This is a genomic window from Williamsia sp., from assembly GCF_036566845.1.
GTDB lineage: Bacteria > Actinomycetota > Actinomycetes > Mycobacteriales > Mycobacteriaceae > Williamsia.
Genome location: NZ_DATCVM010000097.1, coordinates 18,158 through 30,318, shown reverse-complemented (window position 1 = coordinate 30,318; position 12,161 = coordinate 18,158). Strand labels below are relative to the sequence as shown.

Genomic DNA, 12,161 nt, shown 5'->3' with positions numbered 1-12,161 from the left:
ATGAACACGAACGGCAATTCCCGACCCGGTGCACTGAACGCGGCGACGCTCCTTCGACGAAAGCCCATTCCCAGGGGCGCGGACAGGGAGGCCGACACCGGGCTCGAGCGCACCATCACCACAACGCAGTTGGCGTGTTTCGGCATCGGATCGACGATCGGCACCGGCATCTTCTTCGTGATGAGCGAGGCCGTGCCGAAGGCCGGACCGTCGGTGGTGCTCGCGTTCGTCGTCGCCGGTATCGCAGCCGGTCTGGCGGCGATCTGCTACGCCGAGATGGCCTCGTCGGTACCGGTTTCCGGTTCCACCTACTCGTACGCGTACGCCACCCTCGGCGAACTCGTCGCGATGGCGGTTGCCGGTTGCCTGCTTCTCGAGTACGGGGTGTCGACGGCGGCCGTCGCCGTGGGATGGAGCCAGTACCTCAACGAATTGCTCGGCCATCTGCACATCCCGGCAATCCCTCAGGCGCTCTCGGCCGCACCGTGGGATGACGAGTCCGGATGGGTCAACCTGCCGGCCGTCATCCTGGTCACGCTCTGCGCGGTGCTCCTGATCCGCGGTGCCAGCGAGTCCGCCAAGACGAATGCCGTGCTGGTGGCCATCAAACTCGCGGTGCTGGCGATGTTCTGCACCATCGCCTTCACGGCGTTCAGCAGCGACAACCTCACCCCATTCTTCGCAGACGGCGCGAACGGTGTCACCGCGGCGGCCGGTGTCATCTTCTTCTCGTTCATCGGCCTCGACGCGGTCTCCACCGCCGGCGAAGAGGTCAAGGATCCGCAACGCACGATGCCCCGGGCATTGATGATCGCCCTCGCCACCGTTGTCCTGGTCTATGTCCTGGTTGCACTCGCTGCGGTCGGCGCTCAGCAGGCTTCGAAGTTCGAGAATCAGAAGGCCGGCCTCGCGGTCATCCTCCAGGACATCACCGGCCAGTCGTGGCCCGCACTCGTCCTGTCGCTGGGCGCGGTGATCTCGATCTTCTCCGTCACCCTGGTCACCCTGTACGGCCAGACCCGCATCCTGTTCGCGATGGGTCGAGACGGCATGCTGCCGAAGTTCTTCACCCGGGTCGACCCGCGCACGATGACCCCGGTCAACAACACCGTCGTGGTTGCGATCATCGTCGCGCTACTCGCCGGATTCGTCCCGCTCAATTACCTCATCGACATGGTCTCGATCGGCACGCTGATCGCGTTCACCGTGGTCAGTGTCGGCGTGATCATCCTGCGCCGGCGTGAACCAGACCTCGAACGGCCCTTCAAGGTGCCCTTCTATCCGATCACACCCGTCCTGTCGATCGCCGCATGCTTCTACATCCTGTACGGATTGCACTGGTACACATACGTGTTCTTCTTGCTGTGGGTCGCGGTCGTGCTCACCTACTACCTCGTCTACGGCCGCAAGCACTCACTCCTCAACGACACCCCCGAGCCCCTGGGGGACCCGGGACTCGTACCTCGCGACCAGAGCATCTAGCGTCAACCTGGTGACCTTGCCCTGCGCACCGCGCGGCAACTCGGGCACCAACAGCACATCCCGGGGAACCCGTGAGCGCGAGAGTTCGGTGCTGACATACGTTTTCACATCAACCGCATCCAGGGTCGCGCCCTCACGCGGGACAACAAAGGCGCGTAGGCGCTGACCGAAGTCGTCATCGGGGACGGTCACCACCGCCACGTCGGAGATGTCGGGATGACGGCCGAGCGCGAGTTCGACCTCTTCGGGGAAGACGTTCTCGCCGCCCGAGATGATCATCCCGTCGCTGCGCCCCTCGACGAACAAACGGCCGGAGGCGTCGAACCGGCCGGTATCGCCGGTGTTGAGCATCCCGTCGAGCGTTTCCTTGGAGGTGCCGTTGGTGTACGTGCTGATCTGGCTGCCCGACCGGACGTAGATCTGACCCGTCTGCCCCTCGGGCACCCGGACACCTCCCGAGACGATGGCCACCTCGACGCCCAGTGGGGGTCGTCCGGCAGTGGTGGGAGCCACCGCGAGGTCTTCCGGCGTGGCGATCGTGATGTACGAGGCCTCGGTGGCACCGTACAGATTGTGCAGCACATGCCCGAACTGCCGTTGAACCGAACGCACCAGGGACTCATCGAGTTTGGCTCCGCCCGATGCGATCATGCGCAGGGTGGAGCGGTCGACCCCGGACAACTCGTCGGCATCGAGATCCATCAGCCGCCGCAACATCGTCGGGACCATCATCACTGCGGTACAACGCTGTTCGATGAGCATCGCGAGCGAGTTCGGGGCCTTGAAGCGCCGGTCCATGACCACGGTGGCACCGGTCAGCAGACAGACCATCGTTGCCAGCAGGCCCCAGCCGTGGAAGGCCGGAGCAGACATCAGCACACGGTCGGTGCCCCGGACCGCGATCTTCGAGACGAACCCGGCGGGCAACGACATCGCCGGTGCACCATCACGCGGCGCACCTTTCGGGGCACCGGTGCTACCGCTGGTCAGGATGACCAACGACGACGAGTACGCCGGGGAGGCCGGCAACTCCGTCGAGGCGCCGGCAACGAGCTCGTCGATTGTCCGGGTTCCGGCGAGTTCGGTGCCGAGGTTGCCATCGGTCCATGCGACGTAGCGCAGGACGGTCGGCTCGATCAGTTCCAGAACCGGTGCGAACTCGGCATCGTGGAGGATCACGTCCACATGTTCACGCCCGACGACCTCGGCCATCTGTTTGGCACCGAGGTCGGTGTTGAGCAACACCACTCGGGCGCCGAGGCCGGTGGCGGAGAGTAGACCGATCACCGCGTACCGGCTGTTGCGGCACATGACACCCACGGTCGGATGCTTGCCGGGCGGCAACACCGCCCGCAGACCGTTGATCACCCCGTTGCAGGTGCGCGCCAGCTCGGCGTACGTGAGCGATCGGTCCGGATCGACGATGGCCACCCGGTCGCCGTACATCAGCGCGTAGATCGACGGACTCGCGGCCTCACCTCCGGTGCGACGCAGTTTGGCGATCTGTGGCAGCTGTCTCGGGCCGGGCAGGGCGCCGGCACGCCACAACTCGCGGGCCGCCGACGACTCGGTCCGGATCTTCTGAAGTTTCGACATGTGGCGATTCACCTGACCATGGGTGCGAGGTAGCGCTGCGCGAACTCACGCACCGAATCCGGGGACTGCCGCTCTTCATCGAGTGGCGGCGTATCGAGGAATGAGATGACCAGGCGAACAAGGATTTCCGTGACGGCGTGGAGGTCATCGTCGGGCATCTCGGCACCGGCACCACGCAGCGTCTGCATGATCCGTGCCGTGACGATCTCGATGAACAGGCCGGTGACCGACTTGGTGATCCCCTGCAGGGCATCACGTTCGTCGAGCATCATCCGGCGGATCAGCGGATCGTCGTTGACCATCTTCGCTCCGGCGACAAACGCCTCGACCACGCTGTCCTGCGGTCCGCAACCGACGGTGGCGGCTTCGAGCATGCGCATCCCGTCGACGTACACCCGCTCGGCAACACCCATCAGGAGCGCTTCCTTGTTCGGAAAACGTCGATAGAGCGTGCTCCGGCTCACTCCGGCCCGCTTGGCAACATCGTCGACCCCGGTCTTGCGGATCCCGTTCTCTTCGAACTCTTTTCGGGCCGCTGCCAGAATGGCGTCTTCCTGCTCCTTCGGCGACTCCGTGTTGCGGATCTTCCGGGCACCCACAGGGAGTGATGTGCCCGGCGACTGTCGCGCCATCACACCCGCCGCATCGTGACGGGCAGCTTGTCCTTGGGAACCGGCAAAGCGCTGTAGTCCATCGGCATCGTGTAGTCGTCCGGAACAGACCACTCGAATCCACGGAGCAGGTGATGCATGATCGTCTTGATCTCCAGCTGACCGAAGTACAGCCCGATGCACTTGTGCACGCCGCCGCCGAATGGATGCCACGCCATTCGATGCGACTTGTCTTCTGCCCGCTCCGAAGTGAACCGCTCGGGGTCGAATGTGAACGGCTCCTTCCAGTATTCGGGGTCGTAGTGATTCGTCAGGCCGGGCACCGAGACGATCGCACCCTTCGGAATGAAGTGCCCCATCACCTCGGTGTCTTTCACCGCCATCCGCGGCTGTCCCGGAACCGGTGCGCACATCCGCAGCGACTCCTTCATGATCAGGTCGATGTCGGTCAGTGCGGCCAGGTCGTCATAGGCCAATTCGGGTCCGAGTTCGAGCGACTGCGTGCGGGCCCGCTGTTGCCACTGCGGCGATTTCGCCATGTGATAGGCCATCTGGGTCATGGTCATCGTGGATGTGTCGTGCGCGGCCATCAACACGAAGATCATGTGATTGACGACGTCCTCATCGGTGAACCGGTGTCCCTCTTCGCTTTCCGCGTGACACAGGACCGAGAACAGGTCTGGTGTCTGAGTCGCGCGCTTGGCCGGGATATGGCTCATCATGAATTCCTCGAGGATCTTGCGTGACCTCAGCCCCTTCCACCAGCGACCGCCTGGGACCGGCCGGCGAACGATCGACGTGCTGGCCCGCACCGTTTCGATGAATGCCTTGTTGATCTTGTCGGCCACGTCCTGCGGGAGTTCGAGTCCCATGAACACCTCGAGTGCCACGTCCAGCGTGAGGGCCTTGAACTCGTTGAACAGCAACACATCACCGACGGGGAACTGCTTGATGCGTTCGGCGATCATCGGCTGCATGGCCTGTATGTAACCCTTGAGCACCGGCGGGGTGAAGGCCTGCTGCAAGATCAGCCGGTGATGCCGGTGCTCATCGAAATCGAGCAGCATCACACCACGGTTGAAGAACGGACCGATGAAGAAGCTCCATGCGGGTCCGTTGGCGAACGCCTTCTGCTTGTTCATCAAGATCTGATCGGCGGCCACGGGGCCACGGCACGTGACTATCCGCTGCCCGAAGGCATTGATGAACGAGATGTTGCCGAACTCGGATTGCTGCGCGGCGGAGAACGCGAACGGATCGCGGCGCATCCGCAGAATCTGGATCACGCCATTGGTGGTGGAACCCGCTACAGGCTTGAGATCGCTGTCGGGTGGCGCCGGCGCCAGGATGGCCGTCATTGGAACAACCTCCGCTAATGGAACGTTTTGAAGAAATTGTATCTTCAATCCGAGCTGCAATCCAGAGCGGGCTGCGATCAGCGGATTGCCAGCACCGCGTGACACCTGCGCAGGCGGTCCAGCCACCAGCGCCGACGCTCATCCGAGGCGAGCGGGGCGGAGGCAACGTCGACGTCGATGCGCCGAGGCCTCAGCAGGCCCCCGTCCGGGACGAACGGCGGTGCGACATCGAGGACAAAGAGGCCGCCGGTTCCCAAGCCACAGGCCGGGGGCGCCACCGGCAGTGCCGCTGCGGCTGCCACACCGGCGGACATTCCCACCGCCGAATCGAGCGCGCTGGAGATCACCACGGGGATCGGGATCCGGGCGGCCAGATCGAGGACCCGGCGTATTCCACCCAGCGGAGCCACCTTCAGGATCGCCACATCGGCCGCCTTGGCCTCGATCACCCGCAACGGGTCCTCGGCACGGCGAATGCTCTCATCGGCGGCGATCGGGGTGCTGACCGCCGACCGCACCTCCGCCAGTTCTTCCAGCGTGGCGCACGGCTGTTCCGCATACTCCAGCTCCCCCAGCGCACGCAGAGCCGTGATCGCCTGCGGAACAGTCCATTTGGCGTTGGCATCCACCCTGACGGTAGGGATGAGTTCGCGAACGGCGGCCACCCGTGCGACGTCGTCGTCGAGGGTCTGGCCTTCCTGCGCGACCTTGACCTTGGCGGTGGTCGCCCCGGGGAAACGCTCGAGCAGCGCCTTCACATCGTCCGCCGGAATCGCCGGGACCGTGGCATTGACCGGAACGGTGTCGCGAATCAGCTCCGGCGGACCGAGATACGCGGACTCGATACCCGCCGCCAACCACGCCGACGACTCGACGTCGTCGTACTCCGGAAAGGCACCGAACTCACCCCAGCCCGCCGGACCCCGGAACAGCAGCACTTCGCGGGTGGTGATGCCCCGGAACTCCACGTTCATCGGCAGCGAAACGACGAGGGCCGTGTCGGCCAGTTCCGCATAGGACGGAAGAGAGGTCATCAGACCATCATTCACCCGACAGCCATCGCAGTACCAGTTCGAGCCGGGCATCATCGCGAGCCGGCTGCGGATTCACCGCGGCAGCAACCGATTCACCGTCGAACAGATGAACAACCGTCAATGCGACCAGCTCGATCTGCCCTTCGGGAAGGTACTGCACGGCGGGCAGTGTGCGTGCAAAGGCAGCGATCTGGTCGTGGTACTCGGATGTCAAGGGCGCGAGGCGTTCCCGCAACGCGGCGTCGGTACGCGCGGCGACGAGCAACTCGTACCAGGCACCGTTCATCGGGGCCCGGCACGCCGCCCGCACGAGCCGCAGGCAGTCCTCGAGAGTTCCCGCATCGAGCAGAGCCAGAGACTGGGAGAAGGCCTCGAACTGCTTGTGCCGTACGTCGTCGGCGGCAGCGATCACCAGGTCGAGTCGGGTCGGAAAATGCCGGAACAGACCGCCTTGCGACACACCGCTGCGGGTACATATCTCGCTGATGGTGCTGCGCTGGTAGCCGAGTTCACACAATGAATCCACACAGGCCTGCACAAGCCGCGCCTTGGTGGCGTTGCGCCGCTGCTCCTGGGTGCGCCGCGGTGGATGGACGGCCTCGCTTTCGGTGTTCGCGGTCGAACTCACGAAACCACCTTCACCACGGTCGGCGTCTTGTCACCGGTGGCACCGGCCCGCAAGAATTGCCCGCTACGCGTCGTGGTGCCGAATCCCGGCGCGAATTTGCCGCGGCCGTACAGATATTCACCGGATACCACGACCGCGCTCACCGCGTCGTCATTTCGATTCACCATGCGCTTGATCCCCCCGAACTCGGCCATGGAAGCTTCAGCATATTCCTTGGTCTGATCGTTCAGCCCGGCTGGGTCGACGACCACGAGATCGGCACGGTCACCCACACGCAGGAATCCGGCGTCAAGGTTGTAGAACTCCCCAAGTTCGCCGGTGAGCTTGTGAACGGCGGCCTCCACCGTGAGGAAGGGGGTCCGTGCGCCGCCCTGCGCTTCCTTCACACGCTGCAGCAATCTGATGCCGTAGTTGTAGAACGCCATATTGCGCAGGTGCGCGCCGGCGTCGGAGAAGCCGACGGTCACACCGTTCTGATTGATCAACCAATCGGCTATGTCGGGGCGGTCGTTGGTGATGACGGTGCGCCAACGAAATGCCGTGCCGTACTCGACAACGAGGTCGAGGAACAGGTCGGTGCTGTGGATGCCCCGTTCCCGGGCCACCTGTTCCACCGACTTACCGACCACCGATTCGTCGGGACATTCGGTGATCTCGGCGTCGTCGAAGTCGCGGTGCCAGATCCGTGAACTGAACTTCTTCTCGAAGTCCTCGCGGAACCAACGCCGATATTCTGGATCCTCCAGGAGATCGTTGCGCCCCATCTCCTCTCGCAGGTGCAGCGCTGCCCGGCCCGACGGGAACTCCTCGAACACCACCAGGTCGATGCCGTCGCTGTACACCTGAAACGGGACGGGCAGATGCTGCCAACGCAGTGCACCGCGACCCCACTTGTTCGCGACGGTGGCGATCGGGCCGAAGATCCGCCGCACCCACCGATCGGACTTCGGGTCGGCCGCCGCCAACACCGAGGTCTTGAGCGGCTTTCGGCCGAGCCCGGTGCTCGAGGCGAGGAAGAAGAGGATGTCGTATTTGGTGTTGAGATTGGGGATGGTCTGCAGCACGCGGTCCCGGCGGCGCAACACCCGGTTGATTCGGCGGCGCTCGCTCCAGCGGGCATACGTCGACGGCAGCGACCGCGACCGGTACCGATCGCCGTCGAGTTTGTCCCACGGGTTGGTCATCGCCGACACCCCGAGGAAGCCGGCGTCGATCGCCGCCTCGACGGCGTCGAGCATCCTCGTCATCTCCGCCCGGCTCGGCCGATGTGCGCGATCGGTCGACCGTCCCAGCCCCATGACATCGGTGCGGATGTCGGAGTGTCCGAGGAACGCCGCGATGTTGGGGCCCAGTGGCAATTGTTCGATCGCGTCGATGTACGACGCCGGATCGGTCCAGGTCTTACCGCCCTCGAGAGCAGCGATGACGTGATCCCGTGGCAGCGCTTCGACGCGGCTGAACAGATCCGCCGAATCGATCGGGGTGGTGTAGATCGTCGACAGTGAGCAGTTGCCGACGAATGCCGTGGTGACCCCGTGTCGCACCGACTCGCCGAGTCCCGGCGCGACCAGTAACTCGGCGTCGTAGTGGGTGTGGACGTCGATGAATCCGGGCATCACCCATTGACCGTGCGCATCGATCACCCGGGTACCCGGACCGGCGGACAGCCGCTTCGCCGAGACCTCCACAACACGGCCGTCACGGATCCCGAGATCACGGGTCAAACCCGGCGCCCCGGTGCCGTCGAACCAGGTTCCTCCCCGTATGACCAGGTCGTAGGGCTTGCCGCCGACATTCTCGGTCTCGCGAGTATCGTCGAGATGAACACCCACCTGTGACCTCCATCACTCTCAATGCATCCAATCTAACATAGAGAGTGTGCACTCGCGAAATGATCCGCATTCTGCCCCCAGCAGATCCGGCCACTGCACAGCGAAGGTGCGAACTATCGTCGAACCCATGGGCCACATCTCACGCGCGTTGCCGAGGCCGACCCCGCGTCGGTGGACCTGCTGTGGCGTGAAGCGCTCGGCGCATTCCTGCGGTTGATGCGGACGGAACAACAACGCATCCTGACCGACATCGCTGCGCAGGCAGGCGTGTCGCCGCAATACCTGTCCGAGATCGAACGAGGCCGCAAAGAACCGTCATCCGAGATTCTCGCCGCGGTCGGCGGCGCCCTCGGACTCACTCTCCTCCAGATCACCCGCGGCGTGGCACAAAAATTCGCTCCGCCTGCCGCCGTTCGATCCAGTTGCAACCGGATCGAACGCAGGCAGGCGGAGCGAATTCTGGAGGCCAGGGCCCGCACTCGCAGTACCTCATCGGCATGGATGATCAGGTCTGGGATGGTTCCTTTGCCTTCGATCGCGGGCTGGTGCAACACAACCCGCCCGTGCCGGAGAATGCCCCGCTGGCCGGCCGTGCCCCCGGCCAACAACACGGCTGCCGCGCCGACCGCCTGGCCGACACACGTGGTGGCGACGTCGCAGCTGATGAAACGCATGGTGTCGTAGACGGCGAGCATCGCCGACGGGGACCCACCCGGCGAGTTGATCCAGAAACTGATGTCTTTGTGCGAGTCGTCTGCGGACAGCAGGAGCAGTTGGCTGCAAAGGCGGCTACCCAGTGACTGATCCAGTTGATCACCGAGCACAACCACACGCTGGTGAAAGAGCCGGACCACCAACTCGTCGTCGATCGTGCTGTTCACGTTTTCCGGAATGCTGTTCATGGACGCCAGCGTGCCCGACGGCGCCCGGCGCACGAAAGTGGTTGCTGCCCAGAGCAGTTCTGATGGTGGGGCCCGGTCAGTGGTGCGTCGATTCGCGGTGGGTCAGAGGTCGTCGAGGATGCGGTTGCGCACCGCCTGGTACTCGGGGTCACTGATGTTGCCGGCGCCACGTAAGGTCTCGAGTTCGGCGAGCCGCTGGCTCGGGCTTCGTGGTGCTGCCGCCGGCGGCGGTGGCGGTGCGAAGCCGCCGGATTTACCCAGATCGATTCCGGCCCCGGACTCCCCGAATCGTCGGACGATGTCCATCACCTGTTGACGTGCAACGGGATTGGACCGGAGGTCCACCGCTCCACCCAGCGGAACGTTGTTGTTCTTGAGCACAGTCATGATCTCCATGAGGGCTTCGGACTGCCCCGACAGGTCGAATTCGCGGCCGGTGTCGGTATCGGTGAACTTGGCCGGGGCGTAACCGGACAGCAACGCCGTACGCTCCCAATCGATCTCGAACTCACCGGAATAGGGGTCGACAAGCACTGCAAGTCGGCGGGAGTTGAGTGCCGCGAGATGCATCATCGGGACCACCAGCCGCTTGTCGGCTTCAAAGGGCGCGATGCCATCACCGTGGATGCGCAACTTGAGTTTCATCATCGGTTGGTCATTGACTTGCACATTTGTCTGTTCCACCGACACCACGTCGGCAACACCGAGCCGGCCGGTCTGCTCGAGTTCGAACCGACGTCGCTTGCCCTGATAGGTGAACCGGGCGACGAAGAACGCGATGACGACGTCGAGGATCGTGATACCGAGGCCGGTATAGAACATCCAGCCCACCGTCGGGTCGTCGATGATGTAGTACGCGACGAGGAAGATCGGGCCGACGATCCCGCAGAGCAGCGTGAACAAGAGGATCGGGACGAACGTTCGCAGGAAACCCGGCTCGGTGTCGGTACTGCCGTGTCCGAACAAGCTCATCTGCGTCCTGTCCCCTCGAGTGTGAAACGCCCCGTCGAATGTGAAGTAAGTATTGCCCACGAGTACGGCGCAGGTCGAGTGGTCCTTGCGTCGTCACCTGTCGAGAGGACTTCTTCCCAAGTAGAAATCCGACAAAGCGATGGCCACCCAGATGCTGGTCGTGACTCCTGCCCCAACCGGCGGTTTCTACGTCATCAACAGTCAGCACGACTTGGCATACGGCACCGGGAATGCGACGCACTCCTCCACTACTCGTAACTGCCACTTGCCACTTGCGCAACGCCCGGATGTTCGTTGCGATCGAACGGGTCAACGGCATCGAGTGCTCGCGCGGTGGCGGCGTCGCGTCTAGACCCCGCTGCAGAGCTCCGCCCCCGCAACTCTATTGATGGCAGGGCATTTCACCTGCGGCGCAACGTCACCGGTAGATCGTCCTTCGGAATCGGGAGGGCGCTGTAGTCCATCGGGATCTCGTAGTCGGCCGGGACCGACCACTCGAAGTCACGCAGCAGGTGATGCATGATCGTCTTGATCTCCATCTGACCGAAGTACAGGCCGATGCACTTGTGCACGCCACCGCCGAACGGACTCCATGCCATCCGGTGGACCTTGTCCTCGGCACGTTCCTTGCTGAACCGCTCCGGATCGAAGGTCCACGGATCCTTCCAGTACTCCGCATCCAGATGATTGACCAGGCTCGGGATCGCAACCATCGTGCCCTTGGGTACAAAATATCCCTGAATTTCGGTGTCCACGAGGGCAGTTCGTGGATGAACCGGCACCGGCGGACACATCCGCAACGATTCCTTCATCACGTAATCGAGGTCCGTGAGCGCCGCGAGGTCCTCGTACGACAGTTCGGGTCCCAGATCGAGGGACTGCGCTCGGGCCCGTTCCTGCCAACGCGGCGATTTTGCCATCCGGTAACACATCTGGGTCATCGTGATCGTCGACGTGTCGTGAGCGGCCATCAAGACGAAGATCATGTGGTTGACAACGTCCTCGTCGGTGAACCGGTGCCCCTCTTCACTTTCCGCAAAACAGAGCTGCGAGAACAGGTCCGACGTCTCGACGGCTCGCTTGGCGGGGATGTGCTTGTAGAAGAACGCGTCGAGCACCTTGCGTGAGCGCACCCCGCGCCACCACCGGGTACCGGGAATCGGCGTACGGATCACCGAGGAACCCGCCTGCACCGTCTCGAGAAATGCCTTGTTGAGCCGGTCCGCCTCCGCCTTCGACAGTTCCAGACCAAGGAACACTTCGAGTGCGACGTCGAGCGTCAGTGCTTTGAACTCCTTGAACAACAACACTTCTCCGGTGGGGAATTGCTCCATCCGCCGACGGATCATCGGTTGCATCGCGTCCATGTAGCCCTTGAGCACCTTGGTGTTGAAGGCCTGCTGCAAGATCAGCCGGTGATGGCGATGTTCATCGAAGTCGAGGAGCATCACGCCCCGGTTGAAAAACGGACCGATCAGGTATGACCATGCCGGACCGTTCGCAAAGGCCTTCTTCTTGTTCATCAGCAGTTCGTCGGCCGCCTCCGGCCCCGACGCCACAACCATCTTCTGGCCGAACGCATTGATTCCGGAGATCCGGCCGTACTTCGCGTGGCGCTCGTCAGCGTGCTTGAACGGATCGCGGCGCATGGCCAGAACCTCGAGAGCACCGTTGCGTGTCGAGAACGGGATCTCCTTGAGTTCGCTGCCGACGGGAATCTCCGAGAACTTGGTGGGCATTGCGCTA

At 63.5% G+C, this 12,161-nt stretch carries 9 protein-coding genes and 2 pseudogenes; 2 read left to right on the top strand and 9 right to left on the bottom strand.

Annotated elements, in window-relative coordinates; genetic code table 11:
* Complete coding sequence (locus VIQ49_RS08480) at window positions 1–1,482, top strand: amino acid permease (RefSeq protein ID WP_331883160.1); 1,482 nt, start codon at window positions 1–3, stop codon at window positions 1,480–1,482.
* Here the strand turns inward: VIQ49_RS08480 and VIQ49_RS08475 are convergent.
* The 6 genes from VIQ49_RS08475 to VIQ49_RS08450 all read right to left on the bottom strand — a co-directional run bounded on the left by VIQ49_RS08475 (window position 1,414) and on the right by VIQ49_RS08450 (window position 8,541).
* Window positions 1,414–3,078 carry an AMP-binding protein gene (locus VIQ49_RS08475; protein WP_331883157.1) on the bottom strand — a complete coding sequence of 555 codons (1,665 nt, stop codon included), beginning with the start codon at window positions 3,076–3,078 and terminating at the stop codon, window positions 1,414–1,416. The genes VIQ49_RS08480 and VIQ49_RS08475 overlap by 69 nt on opposite strands.
* An 8-nt stretch (window positions 3,079–3,086) precedes the next feature.
* Window positions 3,087–3,710, bottom strand: a complete 624-nt coding sequence (locus VIQ49_RS08470) for a TetR/AcrR family transcriptional regulator (protein WP_331883154.1) — start codon at window positions 3,708–3,710, stop codon at window positions 3,087–3,089.
* Window positions 3,710–5,047 carry a cytochrome P450 gene (locus tag VIQ49_RS08465; RefSeq protein ID WP_331883152.1) on the bottom strand — a complete coding sequence of 446 codons (1,338 nt, stop codon included), beginning with the start codon at window positions 5,045–5,047 and terminating at the stop codon, window positions 3,710–3,712. The genes VIQ49_RS08470 and VIQ49_RS08465 overlap by 1 nt, the downstream gene beginning before the upstream one ends.
* Window positions 5,048–5,124: 77 nt before the next feature.
* A complete protein-coding gene (locus VIQ49_RS08460; protein ID WP_331883149.1) occupies window positions 5,125–6,081 on the bottom strand; it encodes an o-succinylbenzoate synthase in 957 nt (318 codons plus the stop codon).
* Window positions 6,082–6,088: 7 nt separating this feature from the next.
* Entirely contained in the window at window positions 6,089–6,709 is a 621-nt protein-coding gene (locus VIQ49_RS08455; protein WP_331883147.1) for a TetR/AcrR family transcriptional regulator, read from the bottom strand.
* Window positions 6,706–8,541 carry an N-acyl-D-amino-acid deacylase family protein gene (locus VIQ49_RS08450; RefSeq protein WP_331883144.1) on the bottom strand — a complete coding sequence of 612 codons (1,836 nt, stop codon included), beginning with the start codon at window positions 8,539–8,541 and terminating at the stop codon, window positions 6,706–6,708. Before VIQ49_RS08450 ends, VIQ49_RS08455 begins: the two co-directional genes overlap by 4 nt.
* 171 nt (window positions 8,542–8,712) lie before the next feature.
* Between VIQ49_RS08450 and VIQ49_RS08445 the strand changes: the two are divergent.
* A pseudogene (locus tag VIQ49_RS08445) lies at window positions 8,713–8,892 on the top strand (helix-turn-helix domain-containing protein); the annotation flags it as partial.
* Window positions 8,893–9,056: 164 nt separating this feature from the next.
* Here VIQ49_RS08445 and VIQ49_RS08440 read toward each other — a convergent pair.
* From VIQ49_RS08440 to VIQ49_RS08430, 3 genes and pseudogenes are all read right to left on the bottom strand, one after another.
* A pseudogene (locus VIQ49_RS08440) lies at window positions 9,057–9,443 on the bottom strand (ClpP family protease); the annotation flags it as partial.
* A gap of 102 nt (window positions 9,444–9,545) precedes the next feature.
* The gene (locus VIQ49_RS08435; protein ID WP_331883142.1) at window positions 9,546–10,415 is read right to left on the bottom strand and encodes an SHOCT domain-containing protein; all 870 of its coding nucleotides are present in this window, start codon (window positions 10,413–10,415) and stop codon (window positions 9,546–9,548) included.
* A gap of 401 nt (window positions 10,416–10,816) precedes the next feature.
* On the bottom strand, window positions 10,817–12,154 hold the full coding sequence (locus tag VIQ49_RS08430; RefSeq protein ID WP_331883140.1) for a cytochrome P450: 1,338 nt from the start codon (window positions 12,152–12,154) through the stop codon (window positions 10,817–10,819).
* Window positions 12,155–12,161 lie beyond the last annotated feature (7 nt).

Bases quoted from the DNA above. Each gene is read 5' to 3' on its own strand.
- VIQ49_RS08435 (WP_331883142.1), bottom strand. From the start codon at position 10,415: ATGAGCTTGTTCGGACACGGCAGTACCGACACCGAGCCGGGTTTCCTG.
- VIQ49_RS08465 (WP_331883152.1), bottom strand. From the start codon at position 5,047: ATGACGGCCATCCTGGCGCCGGCGCCACCCGACAGCGATCTCAAGCCT.
- VIQ49_RS08460 (WP_331883149.1), bottom strand. From the start codon at position 6,081: ATGACCTCTCTTCCGTCCTATGCGGAACTGGCCGACACGGCCCTCGTC.
- VIQ49_RS08470 (WP_331883154.1), bottom strand. From the start codon at position 3,710: ATGGCGCGACAGTCGCCGGGCACATCACTCCCTGTGGGTGCCCGGAAG.
- VIQ49_RS08430 (WP_331883140.1), bottom strand. From the start codon at position 12,154: ATGCCCACCAAGTTCTCGGAGATTCCCGTCGGCAGCGAACTCAAGGAG.
- VIQ49_RS08475 (WP_331883157.1), bottom strand. From the start codon at position 3,078: ATGTCGAAACTTCAGAAGATCCGGACCGAGTCGTCGGCGGCCCGCGAG.
- VIQ49_RS08480 (WP_331883160.1), top strand. From the start codon at position 1: ATGAACACGAACGGCAATTCCCGACCCGGTGCACTGAACGCGGCGACG.